The following is a 23,548-nucleotide window of genomic DNA, read 5'->3' as shown; positions in this document are numbered from 1 at the left end:
ACTCACAAACGCGAAAAGTCACCGCCTCGGTCGGATGCCGGGTGGGAGGAAGGAATTCCGATGAAACTCTCCGCCGCTCTCGACGTCGAGGTCGTCGCCCACGAGGCTGCCGACGAGGTCACCCTGCTGCTCGAACTGGAGGCCCCGGCCGGCCCGGACACCGACCGCGCACCCACGGCATTGCAGGTGGTTCTCGACCGCAGCGGATCGATGTCGGGTCCGCCGCTGGAAGGAGCCCAGAAGGCGCTGGGCGGTGTTGTCGCGCAACTCGATCCGTCGGATGTGTTCGGTGTCGTCACCTTCGACGATGACGCCCAGGTGGTGGTCCCGGCGGGCCCGCTCGCCGACAAGCAGCGCGCCGTCGATGCGATCGGGTCGATCGTGCCCGGCGGATGCACCGACCTGTCGTCGGGATATCTCCGCGGCTTGCAGGAGCTGCGGCGCAGCGCCAAGGCGGCCGGCGTCCGCGGAGGTACCGTCCTGGTGATCAGTGACGGGCATGTCAATCGCGGCATCCAGGAACTCGACGAGTTCACGAGTATCACCGCCAAGGCCGCCGCCGACGGCGTCGTCACATCGACCCTCGGCTACGGACGTGGCTACGACGAGACACTGTTGTCGGCAATTGCCCGGTCGGGCAACGGAAATCATGTGTTCGCCGACGACCCAGACGCTGCCGGAGCCGCGATCGCCGGCGAAGTGGAAGGCCTGCTGGCGAAGTCAGCGCAGGCCGTGACCCTGACCGTCCGTTATGAGCCGCAGGTCCAGTCACTGTCGCTGTACAACGACCTGCCCGCCCACCAGATCGGCGACGGCGAGGTGATGATCGAGCTGGGCGATCTGTATGCACTCGAGAGTCGCAAGTTGCTGCTGCGGATGAAGGTCGACGGACTCGCCGCGCTCGGACTCACGCAGATCGCCGAGCTGGAACTGCGGTACGTCGAGACTGCATCACTCACGGAACACACAGTCTCGCTGCCGATCTCGGTGAACGTGGTTCCGGGCGACGAGCTCGGTGAACGCATGCCCGACCCGAAGGTGCAATCGGAGCGGTTGTATCAGGAAGGTCAGGCGGCCAAGCTCGAGGCGTCACGGGCTTACGAGGCCGGCGATCTCGACGCAGGACAGGCGCATCTCCGCACATCGCGTGAGCGGCTGCAGGAAGCGGCCGGCTGCGCCGCACCAGGGGATCGCGCGGTCATCGACAGCGAACTGCAGATGATCGACGAGATCGGCGCGCAGGTGCACGTCACCGGTGCGATCTATGCTTCCAAGGCGACGCGCGATTCGTATCACCTGGGAAACCGCAAGCGCGGTCGAGTCTGATGCTGGACGTCCCGCACCGCTGATCTCGACACTCGCGTCGAGTACTCGGCCAGCGGTGCGGTACGCCCACCGCTGGTCGAGTAGCGAGCGAGCCCCTGGGGCGAGCCCGCGTATCGAGACCACTCCCCTCGCGCACCCAAAAGGACCACCCACTTGACCGACCTCATCACCACCCAGCTCGACCGCGCCGCGGGCGTCCTCCTCGGCACCGAAGCCGGGGTTCGATACCGAGTCGGGCTCAGATCCGCGTGACGGCCGGCGGCACGTAGTCCTGTTCGACGAAGGACGGTCCAGGAAGATAGGTACGCAGGAACAAGTTGAAGGGCCCGTCCGGCGTCGGGATCCAGTTCTTCGTCGCGCCCGCAGGTGGCATCTCGTGCTGCAGGAGGATCTCGAGCGATCCGTCGTCGTCGTAGTTCATGTCATCGCCCAGGCTGCCCACCCCGTACCGGTCGATCGGGTTCGCCACCATGTTTGTGGGCGACGCAGGACTCCTACACGCTGACCCCGCTCAGCGCCTGGATCGGCGACACCACCCCTTTGCCGGTCGCACAACCGGCGGCGACCTCGGTGCCTGCCGACGTCGTGGATTCGCTGGAGTTCTTCCGCGCCATGACAGTTGGCATGACCCAGAACCCGCCGTCACGACGCGATGAGGGGCTGCTGGCTCTCTTCGCCCGCCTCGGAATCGGCCCGGGTGGCGACTTCGACCCCGACCGGCTCGACGATGCGGTCGCGTCGGGTCTGCGTCGCGCAATCGAGACCGGCAAGGATCTCATCACCCGCCAGGCCCAACAGGTCGACCGCGTCAACGGCTGGGAGATGCCCACCACCGGTGTCGGCACGTACGGTACCGACTTCCTGCAACGCGCGCGGGTCGCGAAGTACGGCTACGCCGGCAACGTCGCCGAGGAAACCATCTATCCGAACACCCTCGTCGACGATGCGGGGGAACCTCTGCACGGCAACAATTCCTACGTTCTTCGCTTTCCCGCCGGGCACCTCCCACCGGTGGACGCCTTCTGGTCGGTGACGCTCTACCGGTGGCCCGAGGCGAAGCTCCATGACAATCCGCTGGCCCGATACTCCATCGGTGACCGGACGCCTGGACTCACTTATGAGGACGGCGCCCTCGAGATAGTCATCTCCCACAAGGAACCCGAGTCCCGGACCAGCAACTGGCTGCCCGCACCTGACGGTCCGTTCTGGCTCATCATGCGGCTGTATCTGCCGAGCCCTGCGGTACGCACAGGCGACTACGCGCTACCAGCCGTCGTCAAGGATTCCGCACGAACCCGTACGTGACGGGCGCGGTCTTCCGCCCGAACTGTAAACTCCTTCGTGCTCAGGTCGCCGAGCTTGGCGTCCAACGACGTCGAGGGGTTGAAAGGGACTTGTTCCGGTGACACGCGACGAGACCCGGCGGCCACCGATCAAATCCATCAAAAGCCTCGGAACCACCTGGTATGACCGCGGACCTGCGTACTGGATCAGGCGGGCCTACGTCGTCTGCTGGGCTCTGGTCAGTTGCGGAATCTCTTTCGGCATTGTCGGTGGATTCATCTATCTCTCAGTCGCGGAGATGCCGAACAACACTGCGTATGCGGTCACGATGCTCCTGATCTGCGTGGGCGTCATCCTCACCAGCCTCTACTTCGGGTTGCGCCCCCTGCGACGCACGCCTGCGCAGAAGGCGGAAGGACGTCCGATGTCCTACAACACCCGGCTGACACGCCGCCAGCGCGTCGGGATCGGCGTCGCGGCCGGGGCGGGTGGGTACGCCGCATCGGCGGGTAGCTCAGTCGCGCGCGGAGCACTGTTCATTGCGGCCTTCGCGTTCCTGGGGCAGTGCGTCGGAGGCTTGATCGTCTCCTGCCAGAAGTATCTGACGCCCGAAGAATTCGACGCGGTCAAAGAGGCCGATCGCTGGCTCGAACGACACGGGGCGAAGTAGCCACCCAGGATGTGAAAGTTCCTACTGCGCATCCTATGTCGCTGTGACACCCGGATGCCCGATAGACAGCCACGTCTCGATCATGACCTTCGAACCACTCCGACACGCTGGGGCCACCCGGTACGCAACAGTCCGGATTCACGCGCAGGGAGCGACGATTGACCACATCCAGGTCGCCCGGTCGACATCGCTGCCTGCGTCACCCGTACTACGCACTCACCTCGCCCGAACACTCTCCGGAGGACCCCACCCCGCCCCGGTTCCGTCGACGTGTTCCACCTCGTTCTCCCACGGCACCGCATACTCGCCCGCCACCAGGTCCCGCATGAAGGTGTAAGGACAGTCGCCGGCGCCACCGGCGACTGCGGTGTACCCGCGATGACCCAGTTGGTAGATGTTGTTCTCGACTCCCCACCTCCGTCGGGCGGCGTCGGCACGGGCCGGAACGACCTCTGCAGTGACGACCCGATCGGGGATTCCATCCCCGTGCACGAGCACGGTGCCGTCGACGTCGCAGACCATCGCTTCTCCCTGCGACCAGATGTTGTTCTGATCGGGCCCGGCGAGTGCCACCGATGCCGTGTAAGCGAGATTCTGAAAGGCGTTGGCCTGATTGGTGATCTGCCATGATTGACGAATCGGGTAGGTGTATCCGGCGGTGCGCAGGATGACATTGGCCCCCTTGTACGCAGCCTCACGTGCCATCTCGGGAAGCATGCCGTCGTGACAGATGATGAGCGCCAGCCGTGAACCGGCAGGTCCGTCGCAGACGGGGATTCCCAGGTCGCCTGGTGCCCAGGGCTCGGCGGGCACCCACGGATGCATCTTGCGGTAGTAGAGCCGCTCACTGCCGTGATCGTCGACGATGATGCCGCTGTTCCACGGCGCCCCGTCCGGGTTGCGTTCCATGATGGAGAAACATCCCCACACGCCTGCCTCACGGCACGCGTCGGCCAGCACTGCCATCTCGGGGCCGTCCCGGTCGCACAGCAGGCTGTCGTCCAGCCACGTGTCGGGGTCGAGACCGTTGATGCTGTACTCGGGCATGACCACGAGATCGATTGTCGGCATTCCCTTCTTGGCACGCCTGACCTGATCGGCGAGCCTCTCGGCCGTCGCCTTGAGGTCCGCGGATCCGGAGACAGTGGGAACACGTGCCTGCACCAAACCGAGCACCAGCGCGCCGGAGGTGGGGTTGAGTCCGTCGAGTCCTGTCATCGTCCACTTCCTGCCTGAACGTTTCCGGCGACCGGGGTCGACGGCGCACACCATCGATCTCGCCACCCTTGCGCTGGCTCCAACGCCGCTGCCCCACCCAGCACGTCGGCATCAGCAAGGTGCCTCCCGACGATCTGCATTCCGACGGGCAGGCCGTCGGCGGTACGGCCGGCGGGAACCGAGATGACCGGCTGCCCGATGACGCTGAAGATGTTCAGGAATCCCAACAAGTTGCCCGAATCCACCATTTGACAGTCGATCAGCTCTGGTCCCTGCATCGGCCCAGGGTCATCCCCACCCGCGAAGGCGGCCGACGCCCGGGTCAGGTCGATGCCCGTTGCGAGAGTCACTGCGACACCTCGGCGTCCGACGCCGTCTTCTCGGAGACCTCGATCTCCGTGGTGGCGGTCGCCACGGATCGAGGGAGCCGCTCCGGGAGAACTGCTTCGACGATGAGGTAGGCCACTGCCGCACAGACCATTCCGACGATCGCCTCGCTGAGCTGCGGCGCCCAATGGTGCACCATGTACGCACATGCGGCACCGATGATCCACGCGATGAACGGCTGTACCCGGAACGCCGTGGCCGCCCGCCGGGTTGCGCGGCGTGTGATCAGTTGGTCGACGATCAGAACCGCACCGATCGACGGGACGAAGATCCCGAGCAGGTTGAGCCAGGTGCTGAAGTGGCTCCAGACACCGGCGAGGGCGATCGCCAGTCCGACGGCGCCCAGGATGATGGTCAGCAGCCGCATCGTCGAGCCGGTGAGCTGGCTCCATCCGACGGCACCGTTGTACAGGCAGTGGGCGCAGACGGATCCGAGGTTGACGAACACGAAGATGACGGCGAGAACGGTCAGCACGGGACCGTGTTCGGTCAGGATCGGCAGGAAGTCGCCACCGTTACTCGCGGGGTCGACGGCTGCGCCGGCGGCGACGACGATGCCGCCGACGACCATGGCGATCATGTTGGCGATCGGGAACGCGCTGAACGTCGCGACGACGGCTTCACGGCCATTGCGTGACCAGCGGGTGAAGTCGGCGGTCATGGTGCCCGAGTCGACGAATCCGGCGATGACCACGGTGATGGCGGCGCCCATCGACAGGACCGTGGCGTTGCTCGAACCCTGGAACGAGGCGATCGAGCCGATACCGTCTGTGCGGGTGGCGATCACGACGGCGACGATTCCGAGCGCGATGAACAGTGGAGCGGCGATGAGGCCGATCACCGTGAGCGCACGGATACCGATGAAGGTGATGCCGATGTAGAGCAGTCCGGCGATCAGCGCCAGCAAGGTGGCGTTCCATCCGAGTGAGGTTTCGAGGGTGGCTCCGGTCAGTCCAGTCTGGAAGGCGAACCAGCCGATCACCACCGTCGACAGGAAGCCGGCGACGACCTTGGCGCCGTTGCGGCCGAATGTCTCTGCGGCACTGAGCGCGAAGTTCTTACCGGTCTTGCCTGCGAGGTAGGAGAGCGACCCGACATAGGCGAACAGCACCAGATTGCCGATCAGGATGGACAGGATGCCTTTCCAGAAGCCCAGTCCGTATACGATGGTCCCGCCGAAGATGGCGGACGTGAGGACCATCGGGAACCCGAACCACACCGCGGACACCGAGAAGACGGATCTGCGGTGGGAGTCGGGGACGGGCACGTTCTCGAACTCGGCCTCCAGTCCATGGTGCCCTTCGTGTTCTGCCGTCGATGGCGTCTCGATTCGCGTGGTCATAGGAATCCCTTCTGGGCCAATGCGGTGTGATTCGGGCGAGTGACCATCTCCATCTGCGCCGCACTGGGCGAGACGAAGCTGTAGCCCTCGACGTTGAGGGCAGAACGCACGGCGTGCAGCAGTGCCGGCGCGTTCGGGGTATCGCTGTGCAGGCACACCGTGCGGATCTCTCCGCGGTGTGGCCCGTCCAACTGTTCAAGAGTTCGAGCGACGACGACGTCGGGTCCCCCGATGAGTTGTGCGGTGCGGTCATACATCTGGACGTCGCCGTCTTGGTAGGGACGATCGGCGAAGATCTCCGGGATGACCGTCAGACCATGCTCGACGGCGCAACAGTGGAGCGCTGAGCCCGGTAGCACATACAGACACAGGGCCGGATTCCAGCTCCGGATTGCGAGACAGATCGCGTCGGCCAGAACCGCATCGCGATTGGCCATCATGTACAGCGCGCCATGTGGTTTCACATGCTGCATGGCGGTTCCGGCCACGCGGACGAACGCCTCCAGCGCACCCACCTGATAGAGACACAGGTCGTAGGCCTGCTGCGGCGTGGTCGGTATTTCTCGGCGTCCGAAGCCCGCGCGATCCTCGAGGCCGATGTGCGCGCCGATCGACACGCCGTGGGCGATGGCGAGATCCACGGACTCCCGCATCACCGCCGGGTCTCCCCCGTGGGCTCCGCATGCGATGTTGGCGGAGGTGATGAGCGGCATCATGTCCGGGTCGGCCCCATAGACGTAGACGCCGAAACTCTCACCCAGATCGCAGTTGATGTCGATCTCCACGACTCAGCCCTCGTCGAGCACGGTCGCCACGGCGGGCCGTCTCGGGTTCGCGGCCAGCTCCCAGGCACGGGCGAATCGGAGCAGGGCTCGTTCGGAGAACTGCCGCCCTACCACCTCCATCCCGATCGGAAGTCCGTCGTCGGTGAAGCCGACAGGGATGCTCATCGCCGGCAGCGAGGTCTGTGACGCGATGACCGTGTTGGTCGGGAAATCCAGTGCGGTCCACCGCTTGGCGGCGAGGTCGTCACGCGTGGGCGCGGGTACCTGGACGGTCGGGTAGACCAGGAAGTCGACGTCGGCCTCGGCCATCATCGAGACGAGCACGCGACGCCATTCCTCCTGCCGCAGACGACCGCGCAGGTATTCGGGGTTGTCGTCGACGTCGTCGGGAGCGTCCCCGATGTCGCGCATGAGGTCGGTGAGGGGGTGGAACGCGCCGGCCGCCACGATCTCCTTGACCGAGGTCGCCGGTGCCGTCGGACGATTGCGGAGGAACGCATCGATGTCCTGTTTGGACCGCAAGCTGTAGAGCGAGGTCTCGCGAATCCAGTTCTGCAGATCGCCCATGACGAGATCCCCGACGACAGTTGTTCCGCATGTGGCGAGTTCGTCGATCGCGGCTCGGACGACAGCGTTCGTCTGGTCCTCGCCGACTCCGTGGCCGAACGCGTCCGTGAGGACCCCGACTCGGTACGAGGCCAACGCGGACGACGCCACGTCGTCCAGCGCTGCGCGATAGTCCCCGACGTCCGGGTTCGTGGTCGCGACACCGGAATAGGCGTCGGAGGTGTCGAATCCGACGATAGTGTCCAGCACGCGCGCCAGATCGGTCACGGTCCTCGCCATCGGCCCGGGGGTGTCCTGGAAGTGCAACAGCGGGGAGAAGCCGGTCCGCGGAATGAGACCCGTCGTCACGCGTAGGCCGAACAGATTGGTGAACGACGACGGCAGCCGGATGGAGCCACCGGTGTCCTCCCCGATGCCGACGAGGCAGAGGTTCGCGGTGACGGCCGCTGCGGTACCCGCACTGGACCCGCCGGTCTCGCGACTGGGGTCGTACGGATTCTTGGTGTGCTCTGAGCGTGAGGAGAAGGAGAACCACCCGGCGGCGAAGTCGCACATCGACGTCTTGCCCAGGATGATCGCCCCGGCCTCGCGAAGTCGTCGGACAACGACGGCATCGGCATCCGGTACATAGTCCGCGAATACTTCGGACCCGAAGGCAGTGGGAATTCCTGCGGTCTCGCCCTGATCTTTCACCAGGATCGGAACACCGTGCAGCGGTCCGACGAGTTCGCCTGTCTTGGCATAGATCTCGTCGATGTACGCGGCATCTCGCAGTGCCCGGTCGTTGACCGTCACCACCGAGTTGATCTGGAGTCCGTCGGGATTGTCGATCGAGTCGATGTCGTCGATCCGGTTCAGGTACCAGCCGGTCACCGCCGCGCTGGTGGTCTCCCCGCTGCGGATCATGCGATGCAGCTCGTCGATGGTCAGTTCCGCATAGTTCACGTGGTGCTCCTTGTCCGAACCGAGTCCGCCGTCGAGAGCGCCGACGATGGCGTCTGCAGTGTGCTCGAGATGGTGTCGTGTCGCGTCGAGGAGTTCGTCCAGTCGGCCGTCGCACATGAGGTCGAACATCTGCTCGTGCTGACGTCGCGCCTCGTCGAGGGTGTGTGGCACGGTGGCATAGATCGCCATGTACGGCTGGACCCGGTCCCATGTGTTCCGGATCAGTTCGCCAAGGTAACGGCTGTCGGCGCAGTCATAGAACGTCTGATGGAACTCGCGGTTGAGTTCGCGCCATTCGTGAGCGGTGATGCCGGATGAGGCCATCTGGTCGAGGATCTTGCGCATCGAGACGATGGATTCGTGGTCGAGTCGCGGCAGGGCCCATTCGGTTGCCTGCGATTCGAGTGTCAATCGGATGGCGAAGAGCTGCCGGATCTCACGGGCGTTCAGGCTGGTGACGGTCACGGCGCGACGGTCGAACTCGACGAGTCCTTCGAAGTGCAGGCGCTTGAGGGCCTCACGTGTGGGCATCGTGGATACGCCGAGCGACTGCGCAAGCGATCTGATGGATACCCGCGTACCCGGGGCGATCCGACCGTCGAGGATCTTGCGTCGAATCTCCTGGTAGACGCTTTCCCCGATGGTGGGCGTCAGTATGTCCGTTGCCACTGTGATATCACTCCGATCCGAATGCCATGTGTGATCACACTCGGATGAGTGTGGGCGCGGCCGATGACGTGGACGTGTGGGGTCTGTTACGGCTACGTGACGAATCCGGGCCTCGCCCATCGACTGAGATGCGCCAGAAGTGTTGATGCACTGATGGTCTCGACATCCGTGGCCCAACCCCGGCACCCGACGGCCTATTCTGAGGAGGTGAGTTCCGACAGTACGGCGATCCGCCCGGCCACCCGGGAGTCGATCGCCGCCGCCATCCGCGACGACGTTCTCGACAACCGGCTCAGTCCCGGCGACCGGCTCCCCGAGCCCATGTTGGCCGGGCGCTTCGGCGTTTCGCGCGTCCCCGTCCGCGAAGCGCTGTCCCAGCTCCAGAGCGAAGGCTTCGTCACGTTGGAGCGATACAAAGGTGCCACCGTCTCCGGCAGTTCCCGCGTCGACGCTCTCGAACTCATGCAGGTGCGCCGGGGTCTCGAGGTGCTCGGCGCCAGGCTTGCGGCCGAGCGGCTCGGGGGGACCGTCGCCGCCGAACTCCGGCAGGTCACCGAGTCCGGTCGCCACGCCGAGCGCACCCATCAGCACGATCAGGTCCCACCCCTCGTGTTGCGGTTCCACACCCTGGTCGCACAGGCGTCCGGGAACGGCGAACTCGCCCGCATGCTGGAGCACACGTTCCGACGGATCGCGTGGGTGTTCGACCGCGACGTCGAAAGCCGGGCCGATGGCTGCTGGCGCGATCACACCGCGATCGCCGGTGCCATCCTCGACGGGTCGCCTGTCCAGGCCGGCTACCTGATGGACGAACATGTACAGAAGGACGAGGCGCTACTCCACGACCTTCTGTGACCTTACTCCACGACCTTCTGTGACCTTCGTTTTCGTATACGAACTCTCCTCGTTTTACGTGTTGGTTACACCGTCTAACGCAAGAGACACATCAAACGTATACGAATTTCGTATGCCAACGACTTCGCCCACTGCCGGCCCCGAGCAGCGCCGGCTCCGAGGATGGCAGACCGCCGTCTTCGGCGCTCAACACGTCCTCGTCATGTACACCGGTTGCGTCGCAGTGCCTTTGGTGTTCGGTGCGGCGATGGATCTCGACAAACGCACCATCGGGCTCCTCGTCAACGCCGACCTGCTGATCGCCGGCATCGTCACCATCATCCAGGCCGCCGGTGTCGGAAAAGTGCTGGGTGCCAAGCTGCCGGTGGTGGCCGGCGCGTCATTCACCGCCGTCACCCCGATGATCATGATCGGCCAGGAGTACGGGATCAACGCGGTCTATGGATCGATGATCGGCGCCGGCGTGTTCGGACTGCTTGTCGCCGTGCCATTTTCGAAGTTGCTGAAGTACTTCCCACCGGCTGTCCGCGGCGCTGCCGTGACCATGATCGGACTCAGCCTCATCGGCAAGGCCGTGTCCATGACCTTCGACGATCAGCCTGCCAGCGGCTCCCATCTGGCCCTCGCGCTCGGCATCATCCTGGTGGCGGTCGCCCTGATGCGTTACGCCCGAGGCATTCTTCGGCAAGCTGCGGTGCTGATCGCTCTGGTCCTCGGAACCGCTGTCGCAGCGCTGATGTCGTTGACCGACTTCTCCGGCGTCGGCGACGCCGCCTGGTTCGGCATCCCGCAACCCTTCCTCTTCGGCGCCCCCACGTTCCCGGTCGCCGGGATCATCTCGATGAGCATCGTGATGCTGGTGATCTTCATCGAGTCCACCGCGTACATGATGGCCATCGGAGAAACCACCGGCACCGACGTGACACCGAAGCGAATCGCTCGCGGCCTGGCCGCCGACGGCGCCTCCGCAGTTCTGGCGGGGTTGTGGACGTCGTTCCCCGACACCATCTTTGCGCAGAACGTCAGCCTCGTCCGGATCACCCAGGTCGCAGCACGCTCGGTGGTCGTCGTCGCCGGCGGTCTCCTCATCGTGCTGGCCCTGATACCCAAACTCGGTGAGACCATCGCCAGCCTGCCCGGCGTGGTGATCGGCTCCGTCAGCCTTCTCATGTTCGCGACCGTGGCCGGAACGGGCATCAGCACCCTGGCCCAGGTCGACTACCGCGACAACGACAATCTCCTGATCGTCTCTCTCGCCCTCGGCGCCGGGATGATCCCGATCGTGTCGTCGGACATCTACTCACAGTTCCCCTCTGAGGTGCAGATCATCTTCGGCAACGCGATCAGCAGCGCCGTGATCACCGCCTTAGTCCTCAACCTCTTCTTCCACCATCTCCCCCGCCGCCGGCGGCGACCCGAGAAGCAATCCCCCACGACGACAACCACACCTGACAAGGAGGTTACGGTATGACCGGAGTCCGACTCCTGACATTTCCCACCGCGGGACCCGACGACACCAGTGCACTACGACTGGCCGCCGAGCACGGCGTCGACCCGACATCCATCCTCGCCGTCATCGGCAAGACCGAGGGCAACGGGTGCGTCAACGACTTCAGTAGAACCCTGTCGGCCGCCGCCTGGGAACCTCACCTCCGCCCCGATGCGGTGACAGTGTTCTCCGGCGGCACCGAAGGAGTGCTCTCCCCACACGTCAATCTCCTGATTGCCGACGACGATTCCGGTGAGCACTATGACCGCGGCATGGTAGCCGCCGCGACGACGACCGCGCCCATCCCGCTCGCCGACCTCGGGCGGGAAGGCCAGATGGACGCCGTCCGTGACACTGTCGCGAAGATGATCGCCGACCTCGGGGTCGCGACGTCCGATGTGCATCTCGTCCTGGTCAAGTGCCCACTGCTCACCTCCACCGACATCACCGAACTGCGTTCGCAGGGAATCGAACCCGCATCGGCGGACACGTATGAGTCGATGGGTCGGTCGCGTGCGGCGAGCTCGCTCGGGATCGCGGTGGCGCTCGACGAGATCGACGTCGACGCCGCGCGCGACGCATTGGCCGGGCGTGGTACGGCATGGTCGAACCGGGCGTCGGCGAGCGCCGGTGCGGAGCTCGACTCGTGTCACATCCTCGTTGTCGCGGAGAGTCCGAATGCATCGAATCCGTTGCGTGCCCTGCACACCGAGATGAAGGACGGATTCGACCTGGACGCGCTGACGGACGCTGCCGCACTCATCGACCAGCGCGGCGGCACGATTCGACAGCTCTTCGTCAAGGCCGAGGCCGACCCGAGCGGCAGCATCCGCGGTCTGCGCCACACCATGCTGACCGATTCCGACATCAACTCCACACGGCACGCGCGCGCCGCCGTCGGTGCGCTGGCCGCTGCGGTCAAGGGTGACGGCGCGGTGTACGTGTCCGGCGGGGCCGAACATCAGGGCCGGCCCGGCGGCGGCAGCGTGACCTTCCTCTACGAGCTCGGAGATCCGACATGACGACCACACCTGTTGATGCACATCCCTATCCGTGGCCCTACGACGGCGCGGTCGACATCAGCCGCACCGCACTGGTGTTGATCGACTGGCAGGTCGACTTCTGCGGGCCGGGCGGCTATGTCGACTCGATGGGCTACGACCTGTCCCTCACGCGAGCGGGACTCGCGCCGACCGCCGAGGTCCTCGCCGCCTGCCGCGAGAAGGGCATGTTGGTCGTGCACACCCGTGAGGGTCACCGCCCCGATCTCAGCGACCTGCCCGAGAACAAGCGCTGGCGTTCGGCGCGTGCCGGCGCCGAGATCGGCTCGGTCGGTCCGTGCGGCCGGATCCTGGTCCGGGGCGAGCCCGGGTGGGAGATCGTTCCGGAGGTTGCCCCGGTTCCTGGTGAACCGATCATCGACAAGCCCGGCAAGGGCGCGTTCTACGCCACCGACCTGGATCTGATCCTGCGCAGCGCCGGCATCACGCATCTGATCCTCACCGGCATCACCACCGATGTATGCGTGCACACCACGATGCGGGAAGCCAACGACCGTGGCTACGAGTGTCTCGTCCTCTCCGACTGCACCGGTGCCACCGACCATGACCACCATCTCGCCGCGCTCAGCATGATCGCCATGCAGGGCGGGGTGTTCGGAGCCACAGCGACGTCGGCCCAGTTACTGTCCGCAGTGGGAGCACCTGTGGCCGCTGCCGCGACGTGAACGGTGATCCACGCGCCATCCTGATCTGCGGCGTCGCCGTCGACCCAACCGTGTGGGACCAGACCGCAATGACGCTGTCGCGGAATGGCTTCACCGTGCACGTCCCGGTCCGACCGCAGTCGGGCGACCTCGACACCGAGATCCAGGCCCTGGCACCGTTGTGTGCCGGGGCGCTGGTGATCGGCGTCAGCGGGGGCGCCACGCTCGGGCTCGAGCTCGCGGCTCGCGGGGTACCGATGTCTGCGGCGATCCTGCACGAATCCGCCGCCGGCTCACTCGCCCCCGGACTGCTCGACGACGTGGTCGCCGGATTCCGTGCCGACGGCGTCACCGGGTTCGGCCGTGCGCTGTACGGACCGAGGTGGCATCCGGACATGACAACCGCCGACGCCGACACCGTCGGCCGCGAACTGGCGATGTTCCGGGCGTTCGAACCGCGACCGCCGTCGATCGATCCGGCGTCGGTGATGCTAACCGTCGGCGAGTGGTCGCCCGTCGCGCGGCACGAATCGGTACAAGCGTTGTCGACGTTGACGGGTATCCGGTATCGCGTGCTGCCGGACACCGGGCACGCCGCGCACCTGCAGAACGCCTTCACACCGTTGCTCGACGACCGGCGGCTCGTCGAGCACGACGACCTCACCTATGCAAGGAGCAGACCGCAATGACCGATCGTGTGGACGCTTTCGCCGACGCCCTGACCGCGGTGGACCGGCCCGAGGTGTGGATCCATATCGCCGATCACGATTCCATCCGCGCCCAGTTCGATACGGCGACCGGACCTCTGGCCGGTTTGCTGTTGGCGGTGAAGAACAACGTCGACGTGGAGGGCTACCCGACGACTGCCGCGTGCCCCGGCTTCTCCACCACGCCGGCATCCGAGGACGCGGTCGCGGTGGCCCGATTGCGTAGCGCCGGTGCGACGGTGGTGGGTACGACGAATCTGGATCAGTTCGCCACCGGCTTGGTCGGGCAGCGCAGCCCGTACGGCGGTGTCCGTGACGCCCGGCGCCCCGAGTTCGTCTCGGGTGGTTCGAGTTCGGGATCTGCGGTGGCGGTCGCGCTCGGGCTCGCCGACATCGCGATCGGCACCGACACCGCCGGTTCGGGTCGGGTGCCGGCCGCGTTCCAAGGCATCGTCGGCATCAAGCCGACCCTCGGTGTCGTCTCGACGACCGGTGTGCTGCCGGCCTGCCGATCATGGGATGCGGTCACGATCATGGCCCGCGACATCGACACCGCCGACGTCGCCATGTCGGTGATGGCCGGCGGTGACGGCACCCGGCCGATTCCCTCGGACATCCCGCTCGCGGCGCCCACGAACGCCTGTGTCGCGATTCCGGATGTTCTCGTCGACATGGCACCAGGCTGGAACGCGGCGTTCGAGCGGACCGTCGACCATCTGCTCCGCGATGGCGTCGAGATACGTCCGATTCTGTTTGCGACCTTCCTCGAAGCAGCACGCCTCCTCTACGATGGCGCGCTGGTCGCCGAGCGCCACGCCGCTGTCGGCGCCTACGTCGACGCCCACCCGGATGAGGTGGACCCGGTTGTGGGACAGATCATCTCCCGCGCTGCAGGAATCAGTGCGTCTGAGATGGTCACCGATCTGGCTCGCCTCGACGATCTCCGCACGCAGAGCATGGCGCTGCTCGCCGACTGCGACGCACTCCTCGTACCGACCGCGCCCGGGCAGCCGTCGGCGGTCGAGGTCGCCGACGATCCGATCGGGGTCAACGCCTGGCTCGGCACGTATACGAACTTCACGAATCTCTTCGACATGTGCGGCGTGGCGGTACCCGCCGGCACCGTCGGCGACGGGCAGTTCGGCGTGACCGTCCTGGCTCCGGCGTTCCACGACGCGGTGGCCCTGGACATCGCCCGACGTGTCCACGAAGCGCCGGAGTCAGTTGCTGCGCCGGGATGCGCCCCACCCTTGTCCGCGGGCGGCCCGTGGATCGAGGCGGCCGGTGCGCCGACGACGGACCTGTTCGTCGTCGGTGCTCATCTGCCCGGCCAGCCGTTGGAGCACGAACTGCGCAGTCGCGGAGCCCGTTTCGTCGGGTTTGACCGGACCGCGCGTGGATACCGTCTGTACGCACTGGACACGACGCCTCCGAAGCCCGGCCTGGTGGCCGACCCCGGTGTCGAGAGCGCGATCGACGGCGGGATCTGGCGTCTCTCCCCTGCTGCACTCGCCTCTTTCCTGAGCGAGCTGCCCGAGCCGATGACGCTGGGATCGGTTGAACTCTCACACGGACGCCGAGTTATCGGATTCTCCTGCAGCCCATCGGCTCTGGACGATGCGGAGGAGATCACTACGTTCGGCGGCTGGTTGAGTTATCTGGATCAGGTGAGTGCGGTGAGCGTCTAGCGGCAACCTCTGTGTGCGTGTCGCCGGATCGGCGACGCCATATGCCCAGCGCAACGCGGCATCTGCGAGTAACGTCCCCAGATCATCGGACGCGGTCGAGCTCAGCATCCCGGAGGTTGCGATGACATCATCCCCGAACGCCATACCTGTTGTGTTCGTACATGGCCTGTGGCTGCACGCGTCGTCGTGGGACCCGTGGGTGACGTTCTTCGCCGATGCTGGGTTCGCGCCCGTCGCCCCGGGCTGGCCCGGAGAGGCCGCCACTCCGGCGGACACCCGCGCGGACGCCTCGACGCAGGACGATGTCGGCATCGACGCGATCACCAAGCACTACGAAGAGATCATCACCGCACTGCCCGCGTCGCCGGTGGTGATCGGGCATTCGTTCGGCGGGCTCATCGCACAGAAGTTGCATGCGAGCGGATTCGCGCGGGCGTGCGTGGCGATCGCACCGGCGGCCTTCCGCGGCGTCAAGAAGCCACCGCCACTCGTTCAGCTGAAGACCGCGTCACCCGTCCTCGCCCACCCGGGCCTGCGACACAAGACGTGGGCGCACACCGCCGACACCTTTCACGCGGGGTTCGCCAGTGCCGTCGATCGCGCCGAGTCCGACGCCTTGTTCGCCGAGTTCGCCATCCCGTCGCCGTGCCGCCCGCTGTTCGAGGCGGCATTCGCGAACTTCCAGCGGCACAGTCCGGCGGCGATCGATCTCGAGGGCCGCGAAGGTCCCCTGCTGATGATGGCGGGCGGGAAGGATCGCACGGTGCCGGCGTCGACCGTCGAGGCCGGGTACAAGGTGCAGAAGCGCAGCTCGTCGCCGACCGAATTCAAGCTCTACCCCGACCGCGGGCACAGCCTCTCCGCCGATCGCGGCTGGCAGGAACTCGCGACCGACGCCCTCGCCTTCCTCACAGCGCATAGCATCGATCCGAAGGCGTAGCTCGATCACCGATCCGAGGAGAATGCCATGTCCCGACGTCTGAGCCGCATGCTGGCGACGCTCACTGTTGCTCTCTGTGCCATCGGCATCACGCTCACGTGCGCGGTGCCGACAGCGCAAGCGGCGCCGCGGCCGACGATCGTGCTGGTGCACGGCGCGTTCGCCGACAAGACGAGTTGGGACGGTGTCGCCTCGATCCTTCGGCGAGAGGGTTATCGCGTGGTGGCGGTGGACAATCCGTTGCGCGGCCCGGCCCATGATTCGGCGGTGGTCGACCGCACCATCCGCACCCTGCCCGGCCCGGTCGTCCTCGTCGGGCACTCCTACGGTGGCGCCGTCATCACCAACATCCACGACCCGAAGGTCACGCGTCTCGTGTACGTCGCCGCGTTCGCCCCGGGCGCCGGCGAGCCGATCGCCTCGGCGATCAACCCGCTGCAGTACCCGGGCAGCCAGTTGCTACCGCCCGCGTTACAGCTCAAGGTCGTGCGTGACTCGGCGGGTGTCGGCGGATACAACCTCGACGCCTACATCGAGGCGTCGGCATTCCCGAAGATCTTCGCCCAGGACGTCAGCCCCGCCGCGATCAAGACGATGCTCGCCCATCAGAAGTCGTTCGCGGCGTCGGCCAACCTCGAACTCAGCGGGCGGCCGTCATGGGCGACGACACCGAGCTGGTACGTGGTGTCGGCGAACGACCGAGTGATCCCGCCCGCCGCCCAGCGCGACGCGGCCAAGCGGATACGTGCACGTACGACGGAGATCGCGTCGTCGCACGCGTCGCTGGTCTCGCATCCGGCGGCCGTGGCGGGAGTGATCCGGCAGGCGGCCGGGTGATGCTGCGCTCCCTGATTGCAGCCTTCTGAACTGCGGATACTCGTGAACTGCTGACCCTGACGCTGCTGACGTGCCACCATCCGAGATGGTGCACCGCGGCATCGAGGGGGTTCTCATGGTCGGTCGCGTTCGTCGTCGGGGTGTTCCCGGCCGTCGCCTTCTGGCGGCGCTTGTAGTGTCGCTGCTCGTGGCTGTCGGCATGGTCGTCGGCCTGTCACCGGGCGAGAGTTACGCTGCCCCCGCCGGTCCTCGGCAACAGCAGCAGTGCGCCGAACCGTCCGGCTCCGGTAATCCGCAGACCGCTGCCCCATCGGCGGTCGGCTTGGACAAACGCCGCCTCGACGACGCCATCGCGTTCGCCGCATCGCGGATGCGCACCCACATCCAGGTGTTCCGTAACAACTGTCTGGTCGGGACGGGGCCGCTCAACTCGCTGACCGGGAACACCCCGTGGAATCTGTTCAGCTCCACCAAGAGCGTCGTGTCCATGCTGGCGGGGATCGCGTACACGCAGGGCAAACTCGACCTGGGTGCCTCGATCGCGCGCTACCTCCCGGCCGGTGAGGTCGACAAGGCGCACGCCGCGATCACTGTCCGGGATCTGCTCACGCAGACGTCGGGTCTGCGGCAGTCGATCATCAGCGAGGCGCTGACCGCCGGCCTCGACGTCGACCCCAACATCGGCAGAGAAGCGCTCGCGCTGCCGGTCGAGCACCGTCCGGGCACGTTCTTCGAGTACACCCAGCACGGCCCGGACCTGCTCGCCTATGTGGTGCAGCATGCCGTCGGCGAGGATCTGCAGGCATTCGCGCAGCGAAACTTGTTTGGCCCGTTGGGCATCAAGAAAAGTGACTACTTCTGGACCCGCGATCGCAGCGGCAACACCTACGGCTACGCCTTTCTGTTCATGCCGCCCGCCGACTACTCGCGACTCGGCCTGCTGATGGTCAACGACGGCGTGTGGCACGGCAAGCGAATCATCGATTCGGGGTACATCCGGCAGTTGCGGTCGCCGTCGTCGGCGAATCGCTGCTACGGATATCTGTTCTGGGTCAACAGCTCTCCGTGTACCGGGCCGTCGTTCCCGTCGCGACAGACGTCCAACCTCGCACCCCTCGCCGGGCTCCCGTCGGACGCCTACGCGATGGTCGGGTTCCTGCAGCAGAACAACTTCATCGTGCCGAGTCTCGGCCTGCTGGTGAGCTGGAACGGCTTCCTCGGCGACGTCTCCCCCGACCCGGGCACCGTGCTGAGCGCGAGCCTCAACAGCGAGCTCTACCATGAGTTCTTCCGACGACTCGCCGCCGCATTCCGATCGCCTCGACTCCCAGCTCTTGGTCCGTATCAGCCGACGATGAACCTGAACTTCGATCCTGTGCAGTTCGCCGACCCGAATGTGGCGCTGGGTGCGCTCGGCGTCGGACCGTATGCGCCGAAGGACTGCACGGTGATCGCATGCGGGTCGAAGCCGCTCCGGGCGCCACTGCAGGGGAATCCGGGTTGCTTTGCGGTGACGTGTGTTCCGGGGTTGCCCGGTTCGCCGGGGAGGAGAGATGGGTGACTCACTCGCGCACGCTCCCGCTATCAACAAAATCCTTGTCGCAGTCTGTGGAGCGCGTCGGTCGACTCGACTGATCCGGCCGATCCACTAGAGCCCGGGCTATTCCCTCCACCGCCACTGATGGGCTGACGGCGTCCGCCATGGGCTTCAGCAAGTAATCGCACCGACCCTCCGGAGAGCAGGTCAACGGAAACCGTTGGCCGCCAGCCTGTTGTAGATGGACGCACCAATTCGACCTTGCGAAGCAGTTGAGACATAGTACTGCGTGTGTTCTACCTCTTTGAGCGCGGCTACGTTGTTGCACACAGGATCACGGGGTTGACACAGATGCACTGTGTTGGCGCTCAGATCGGCAGGGATCGCACCCCCACTCCGGCGCCCCTTGCCGACGACGAGACCACCGAAGTTGTCGTGTGTACCGGCATCGATGGGTGACCGGGCGAGACCTCGATAGGTGGGATCGCCGATGAGTCCGATCCCAGCGATTCGGTCACGCACGTCACGGGCAAGACCGCTCGCCACCGCAGTTCTGATGACTTCGGCACCCTGGCTGTACCCGACAAGCAGGAAAGCAGTCCTGGTGCCACACGACTTCTTAATGCTCGTCAACACCGAGCGAAGGAGTTTCGCTCCACTCTGGACGCTCCCGTTGTATTTTCCGTTGGCCATGTTCTGAAAGACTGTGCCGAGCTTGACCGCGTCGTAAGGAAGCTTCGCGAAGCGGACCGAACCGCTGCGTGTGACGCGGGCGACCGCCGCTCGAGCCGCGCCCGATGCCTGCGGCCCGAAGCCCGGCGCCTTGCCTTCATTCATCCCCTGCCCCGAACCGCGGGCACCGAGCACAACCAGATTGGTGCACTGCGTTTGCTTGGTCGTCAGCGCCGCTGCTGCTTCCGCAGAACTGTGCACGATCACTCCCAAGCAGGCGGCAAAGCACACAGCCACCATGCGAAGGTTCGGGCGGCCACGTCGAACGCGGTCATCAGCCATCATTCACCACTCTCCGAACGGAGTTCCCGTTCATGTCCTTGCCGCCCGTGGTCTGCGCAATACGCGACGGACCGTCTTATTGGACGCGTGTTACTCAGTTCCCGTCCATGTCAGCCGGGAGCACGTGGAGCTCGCACGTCGACGGTTGCCCCGTCTGGGCGTTCACACTTCACGACGGGCTCACCGGCATCTGTCTGCGCTGCGCCGAAAATGTTGCACGCCCATTCGCCTACCTGCGCACCCCGGTCGCCGGCCTGGGTCCTCGGATCGGCCACGTACCTCTCGATCAGACGCAGGCCCTCCTGACAGCTCACGCCGGAAGAGATGACCCGCAGTTTCGGGAAAGCGGCTGTGGGGCCGCAGTTCTTCTCCTGCACCGGCGCCGTGAGTTCCGGAGTCTTCTGTTCCGGCAGGCACTTACAGAGGCTGATCGCGCGTACCGTCCCGTTGCTTGTGTCGCCGTCGTAGTCGACCACGAACGCTGTTCCCAGTGCCTCATTTGCGGTGAAGTACGCACGCTTGACGGTTTCATCGACCTGGATCGGTGCGCCGAAGAGTTCCACAAGCCGTGACATCGGCGTTCCACGCCTCACGCCGTCGATGGTCACGGTATCGTTGATCGGCTCGATCTGCGTCAGAGTCCCGCCTTCGAAGTGCCATCTGCACTCTCGCCACTCGACCACTGCCGCCCCGCCTCCGGACGGGAAGTCGGCATGAGACTTCTGAATGTCGCCGAGCGACTCTCCCAGCGATATGCCGTACAGCCCCTCGGCACTCAGGCTTTCCGCTGCGTCGACGGACTGCACCGTAGACAATCGTGCTGTCAACTGTTCGGTGTTATCAGCCGTGACGAACACTCCACCTCCGGCATTCGCGATGCAACGGAGTTGCTCGGAGTCCGTCTTCAGTCCGATCGCACTGATCGTGATTTCTGGATTCGCTGACCGGATCTGCTCGGCGGTCACGCATGGATCTGGCGGACAAGTTGCTTCTCCGTCGGAGACAAGGACAATTGCCCCCTCTGCACCTGCCAGAGGTTGGGCAGCCGCCAGCAACGCACCGCCTACCGGCGACCATCCCTGAGCCGTCACCGCGGCGATCTCGGGTCGCGGATCCCGAGTGTCGAGCGCCGCCAACTGCGACACAGTCTGCACATCAGTGCAGCCCCTTCTCGGGCCCCGCTCGGATGGGACGCTTCCACCGAACACGGTCACCCCGATCTTTGCGGTGTCCGGCAGCGAGTCCACCAGCGCGGTCACCGCCGATTTCGCGGCATCGATGCGCAGACCCGGCGCGTCGTCTGTGTTCATCGAATCCGATGCATCAAGCACTACCACCGTGGGCGTCGGACTCGTTGCGACAGCTGAATTCGACGCCGAGGTCGTCCCTGGCATCCCATCACTTGAACCACACGCGACGAACGTTGCACCAATCACGCCGATGGCGGCGGCCACGGCCAAGCGCCGGTAAGGAGACACGAAACCGGACATTAGCGACAGCTCAGCGGCGATGTCTGTAGCCCACTCGTACCAATTGGCTACGCACACTACTTACCTCGTGCTCCTGCGGACCAGCCGTTGGCAACGCCTGGCGATCAATGGACGCCCCAGGCGGCTGCCCTTCACTCCTTGAAATCGTCACGCCTGCTAGGACTGGACAGCTCTTGAACCTGCCGAGCGAATTGCACATGACGTCGTGTCAGTGTCACCTGCTCATGTAATGATTCCGGCCATGCGCAATGCACACCGACAAAGTCTGTCGGACACGATCATCGAGCACGGTCCTGAACTGTCTCACCCCTCGCAAGCTCTGTCGGAAGAGGCACGCCGCGACTCGGCACCTTCGGCCGACTCGACACACTCGCCGCGGATCAGCCCGGTCGTTGCTGCGGTGAATACGCTGACCGCTCGTTGGTGCGCGTCCCAGTCTGATGACGACTACGTCGTTTCGGGGGCCGGAGTCTGGCCACTGCTGGCACTCCTTGCCTCAGCTGCCGATGAACCGGCGAGCACTGAACTTGCCGAAGCGATCGAGCGCCCGTCAGATTCCGCCCAACGTGACGCGCTTGAACTGGTCGACATTCTCAGGTCGGGCTCCTCGACCAACGCCGCTGTCGGCATCTGGGCACGCAACGGAATCCCGCTACGTGACGAGTGGACATCGCAGCTACCTGAGGGTGTGTTCGGTCAGCTGACCGAACAGGCGCCGCTCGATCAGTGGGCAGCCGACCAGACAGACGGGCTCATCCGTCGCTTCCCCCTCGACGTCAGCCCCCAGAGCAAACTCGTGATGGCCTCTGCTCTGGTCACACGGGTGCAATGGCGTACGCCGTTCGACAGCTATCAACGCAAACGACACGACGATGACGGAGACGCCCCCGAGCAGCACTGGCTCGACCGCACCACGCCCGAAATCAAGACTGCCGCTGTTCTCGACGGCGGCGTGACTCGAGTTGTGGTGGAGGGAGACGGCGACGTCGACGTCCACTTACTCGTTGGCGCACTCCCAGCGGGCGACGTGCTATCCGCCGGGTTGCGAGAACTGGCGGGTGAGGCCCAGGTCGACCTAGCGAGCGATTTCGTCGGTGATGCCCCCGGCCTGACGGTCAAGGAGGTACAGGCGAGCACCCCGGAGAATCAGCTTCGGCTGCGCCTCCCTGCGTTTGACATCAATTCCCGGCACGACCTGCTGGACTACACCGACCTCTTCGGGTTGCAGTCCGTGACAAACCCGGCCACGTCACACCTTCCCTTGCTGAGTGCCGTCCCGCTATACGTCTCTCGCGGCGCACAGAGTGTGTTGGCACGGTTCTACAGTGGCGGGTTCGAGGCCGCCGCCGTCTCTGCGTTTGCTCTCATGCCCACCGGCGCGCCCAGCCGGGACCGGTACGCGATCAAGGTTGCTGAGGTCAGTTTCGAGCGTCCATTCGGCTTCCTCGCAGTGCATCGACCCAGTCGTCTCGCGGTCGTCGCGGGTTGGGTCTGCAGTCCGTTCGATCAGAGCACTGTGTGCAGCGAGGTTGATCTGCCGAGCAACTGCAAAGGCGGGCTGAGCAAAGCTGTGATCGAGGAGTTGAAGACCAAGGGCTACAACCAATCTCAGATAGCGGCAATGTTTGGTGTAACCCGACAGGCCGTTTCGTGGCACTTGAAGACCTACGACGCCCAGCTGTCACCACGTCAGATTGTCAACAAGAGCTGGCCGTGGCAGACGACGAGCGGCCACGGCAAGTCGGTGCCGTGCCGAAGGCTTCGTGATCATGGTGAGTACATGGCGACTTCGGGGAAGGGCATGAGCGCCGACGCACTCAAGAGACTTCGATCCTGGTGGCGAAAGCTGGACGACGAGAACCTCGTGGTCGAGTTCGATCCGAATCTCCCGCCTCTGGCGGGGCTCTCGCCTCATGGGGGCTTTGCGTACCGGGTGCGGCGGAGCCACGACGCAGACCTTCTGATCCGCGTCAATGAGCACACTCGACTGACGGAGGAGGGTGCAAGAATCTGGTGCTGGCCCATCGACTTTCCTCGAAAGCAGAGTTGAGAGTGCCGATCGTCGAGAATGCCAGACCGCGCGGACAGTACTC

At 65.3% G+C, this 23,548-nt stretch carries 21 protein-coding genes; 13 read left to right on the top strand and 8 right to left on the bottom strand.

The window, feature by feature from the left end:
* The first annotated feature begins 60 nt into the window (after window positions 1–60).
* A complete protein-coding gene (locus tag IDF66_RS13570) occupies window positions 61–1,326 on the top strand; it encodes a vWA domain-containing protein (protein WP_190267229.1) in 1,266 nt (421 codons plus the stop codon).
* Window positions 1,327–1,564: 238 nt separating this feature from the next.
* On the opposite strand, the gene IDF66_RS13565 is transcribed toward IDF66_RS13570, so the two are convergent.
* A complete protein-coding gene (locus IDF66_RS13565) occupies window positions 1,565–1,798 on the bottom strand; it encodes a DUF1214 domain-containing protein (protein WP_190267228.1) in 234 nt (77 codons plus the stop codon).
* 2 nt (window positions 1,799–1,800) lie between these two features.
* Between IDF66_RS13565 and IDF66_RS13560 the strand changes: the two genes are divergently transcribed.
* Together IDF66_RS13560 and IDF66_RS13555 are read left to right on the top strand one after the other, a co-directional pair.
* Complete coding sequence (locus IDF66_RS13560; protein ID WP_190267227.1) at window positions 1,801–2,631, top strand: DUF1214 domain-containing protein; 831 nt, start codon at window positions 1,801–1,803, stop codon at window positions 2,629–2,631.
* A gap of 277 nt (window positions 2,632–2,908) precedes the next feature.
* Window positions 2,909–3,280, top strand: coding sequence for a hypothetical protein (locus IDF66_RS13555; RefSeq protein ID WP_190267226.1), 372 nt, complete (start codon window positions 2,909–2,911; stop codon window positions 3,278–3,280).
* Window positions 3,281–3,496: 216 nt separating this feature from the next.
* Here IDF66_RS13555 and IDF66_RS13550 read toward each other — a convergent pair whose 3' ends face one another.
* Genes IDF66_RS13550 through IDF66_RS13530 form a run of 5 tightly spaced genes read right to left on the bottom strand, consistent with a single transcriptional unit; the run spans window position 3,497 to window position 9,193 of the window.
* Window positions 3,497–4,498 (bottom strand): formamidase, encoded by a 1,002-nt coding sequence (locus IDF66_RS13550; RefSeq protein ID WP_190267225.1) that lies wholly within the window; start codon window positions 4,496–4,498, stop codon window positions 3,497–3,499.
* A complete protein-coding gene (locus IDF66_RS13545) occupies window positions 4,495–4,848 on the bottom strand; it encodes an amidase family protein (RefSeq protein WP_317628691.1) in 354 nt (117 codons plus the stop codon). The genes IDF66_RS13550 and IDF66_RS13545 overlap by 4 nt, the downstream gene beginning before the upstream one ends.
* Window positions 4,845–6,227, bottom strand: a complete 1,383-nt coding sequence (locus tag IDF66_RS13540; protein ID WP_190267224.1) for a cytosine permease — start codon at window positions 6,225–6,227, stop codon at window positions 4,845–4,847. Before IDF66_RS13540 ends, IDF66_RS13545 begins: the two co-directional genes overlap by 4 nt.
* Window positions 6,224–7,012: a 5-oxoprolinase subunit PxpA gene (locus IDF66_RS13535; RefSeq protein ID WP_190267223.1), complete on the bottom strand. Its 789-nt coding sequence runs from the start codon at window positions 7,010–7,012 to the stop codon at window positions 6,224–6,226. The genes IDF66_RS13540 and IDF66_RS13535 overlap by 4 nt, the downstream gene beginning before the upstream one ends.
* Window positions 7,013–7,015: 3 nt before the next feature.
* Window positions 7,016–9,193 (bottom strand): amidase family protein, encoded by a 2,178-nt coding sequence (locus IDF66_RS13530; RefSeq protein ID WP_317628690.1) that lies wholly within the window; start codon window positions 9,191–9,193, stop codon window positions 7,016–7,018.
* Window positions 9,194–9,400: 207 nt separating this feature from the next.
* On the opposite strand from IDF66_RS13530, the gene IDF66_RS13525 reads away from it, so the two are divergent.
* From IDF66_RS13525 to IDF66_RS13485, 9 genes are all read left to right on the top strand, one after another.
* The gene (locus tag IDF66_RS13525) at window positions 9,401–10,048 is read left to right on the top strand and encodes a GntR family transcriptional regulator (RefSeq protein ID WP_317628689.1); all 648 of its coding nucleotides are present in this window, start codon (window positions 9,401–9,403) and stop codon (window positions 10,046–10,048) included.
* A 112-nt stretch (window positions 10,049–10,160) separates the two neighbouring features.
* Window positions 10,161–11,519, top strand: a complete 1,359-nt coding sequence (locus tag IDF66_RS13520; RefSeq protein ID WP_190267220.1) for a nucleobase:cation symporter-2 family protein — start codon at window positions 10,161–10,163, stop codon at window positions 11,517–11,519.
* Window positions 11,516–12,559: a cyanuric acid amidohydrolase gene (gene atzD, locus IDF66_RS13515; protein WP_190267219.1), complete on the top strand. Its 1,044-nt coding sequence runs from the start codon at window positions 11,516–11,518 to the stop codon at window positions 12,557–12,559. Before IDF66_RS13520 ends, atzD begins: the two co-directional genes overlap by 4 nt.
* Window positions 12,556–13,263 carry a biuret amidohydrolase gene (gene biuH / locus IDF66_RS13510; protein ID WP_190267218.1) on the top strand — a complete coding sequence of 236 codons (708 nt, stop codon included), beginning with the start codon at window positions 12,556–12,558 and terminating at the stop codon, window positions 13,261–13,263. The genes atzD and biuH overlap by 4 nt, the downstream gene beginning before the upstream one ends.
* Window positions 13,260–13,931 (top strand): alpha/beta hydrolase, encoded by a 672-nt coding sequence (locus IDF66_RS13505; protein ID WP_190267217.1) that lies wholly within the window; start codon window positions 13,260–13,262, stop codon window positions 13,929–13,931. The genes biuH and IDF66_RS13505 overlap by 4 nt, the downstream gene beginning before the upstream one ends.
* Entirely contained in the window at window positions 13,928–15,637 is a 1,710-nt protein-coding gene (gene atzF / locus IDF66_RS13500) for an allophanate hydrolase (protein ID WP_190267216.1), read from the top strand. The genes IDF66_RS13505 and atzF overlap by 4 nt, the downstream gene beginning before the upstream one ends.
* A 121-nt stretch (window positions 15,638–15,758) precedes the next feature.
* Window positions 15,759–16,577: an alpha/beta hydrolase gene (locus tag IDF66_RS13495; protein WP_190267215.1), complete on the top strand. Its 819-nt coding sequence runs from the start codon at window positions 15,759–15,761 to the stop codon at window positions 16,575–16,577.
* Between the two features lie 27 nt (window positions 16,578–16,604).
* The gene (locus IDF66_RS13490; protein WP_223309449.1) at window positions 16,605–17,414 is read left to right on the top strand and encodes an alpha/beta fold hydrolase; all 810 of its coding nucleotides are present in this window, start codon (window positions 16,605–16,607) and stop codon (window positions 17,412–17,414) included.
* Between the two features lie 70 nt (window positions 17,415–17,484).
* Window positions 17,485–18,975: a serine hydrolase domain-containing protein gene (locus IDF66_RS13485; RefSeq protein ID WP_317628688.1), complete on the top strand. Its 1,491-nt coding sequence runs from the start codon at window positions 17,485–17,487 to the stop codon at window positions 18,973–18,975.
* A gap of 183 nt (window positions 18,976–19,158) precedes the next feature.
* On the opposite strand, the gene IDF66_RS13480 is transcribed toward IDF66_RS13485, so the two are convergent.
* Together IDF66_RS13480 and IDF66_RS13475 are read right to left on the bottom strand one after the other, a co-directional pair.
* Entirely contained in the window at window positions 19,159–19,965 is an 807-nt protein-coding gene (locus IDF66_RS13480; RefSeq protein WP_190267214.1) for a cutinase family protein, read from the bottom strand.
* 110 nt (window positions 19,966–20,075) lie between these two features.
* Complete coding sequence (locus IDF66_RS13475; protein ID WP_190267213.1) at window positions 20,076–21,419, bottom strand: vWA domain-containing protein; 1,344 nt, start codon at window positions 21,417–21,419, stop codon at window positions 20,076–20,078.
* A 277-nt stretch (window positions 21,420–21,696) separates the two neighbouring features.
* Between IDF66_RS13475 and IDF66_RS13470 the strand changes: the two genes are divergently transcribed.
* Entirely contained in the window at window positions 21,697–23,505 is a 1,809-nt protein-coding gene (locus IDF66_RS13470; RefSeq protein ID WP_190267212.1) for a serpin family protein, read from the top strand.
* The last annotated feature ends 43 nt before the right edge of the window (window positions 23,506–23,548 follow it).

Origin of the sequence: Gordonia hankookensis (assembly GCF_014673215.1) — a bacterium.
Classification (GTDB): Bacteria; Actinomycetota; Actinomycetes; order Mycobacteriales; family Mycobacteriaceae; genus Gordonia; species Gordonia hankookensis.
This window is presented reverse-complemented; position numbering and strand designations above follow the sequence as displayed.

Excerpts from the sequence above, each read along its gene's own strand:
- IDF66_RS13550 (WP_190267225.1), bottom strand. The coding sequence starts at position 4,498 with ATGACAGGACTCGACGGACTCAACCCCACCTCCGGCGCGCTGGTGCTC.
- IDF66_RS13565 (WP_190267228.1), bottom strand. The coding sequence starts at position 1,798 with ATGGTGGCGAACCCGATCGACCGGTACGGGGTGGGCAGCCTGGGCGAT.
- IDF66_RS13555 (WP_190267226.1), top strand. The coding sequence starts at position 2,909 with ATGCCGAACAACACTGCGTATGCGGTCACGATGCTCCTGATCTGCGTG.
- IDF66_RS13480 (WP_190267214.1), bottom strand. The coding sequence starts at position 19,965 with ATGGCTGATGACCGCGTTCGACGTGGCCGCCCGAACCTTCGCATGGTG.
- IDF66_RS13540 (WP_190267224.1), bottom strand. The coding sequence starts at position 6,227 with ATGACCACGCGAATCGAGACGCCATCGACGGCAGAACACGAAGGGCAC.
- IDF66_RS13470 (WP_190267212.1), top strand. The coding sequence starts at position 21,697 with ATGCGCAATGCACACCGACAAAGTCTGTCGGACACGATCATCGAGCAC.
- biuH (WP_190267218.1), top strand. The coding sequence starts at position 12,556 with ATGACGACCACACCTGTTGATGCACATCCCTATCCGTGGCCCTACGAC.
- IDF66_RS13495 (WP_190267215.1), top strand. The coding sequence starts at position 15,759 with ATGACATCATCCCCGAACGCCATACCTGTTGTGTTCGTACATGGCCTG.
- atzF (WP_190267216.1), top strand. The coding sequence starts at position 13,928 with ATGACCGATCGTGTGGACGCTTTCGCCGACGCCCTGACCGCGGTGGAC.
- IDF66_RS13570 (WP_190267229.1), top strand. The coding sequence starts at position 61 with ATGAAACTCTCCGCCGCTCTCGACGTCGAGGTCGTCGCCCACGAGGCT.
- IDF66_RS13490 (WP_223309449.1), top strand. The coding sequence starts at position 16,605 with ATGTCCCGACGTCTGAGCCGCATGCTGGCGACGCTCACTGTTGCTCTC.
- atzD (WP_190267219.1), top strand. The coding sequence starts at position 11,516 with ATGACCGGAGTCCGACTCCTGACATTTCCCACCGCGGGACCCGACGAC.
- IDF66_RS13520 (WP_190267220.1), top strand. The coding sequence starts at position 10,161 with ATGCCAACGACTTCGCCCACTGCCGGCCCCGAGCAGCGCCGGCTCCGA.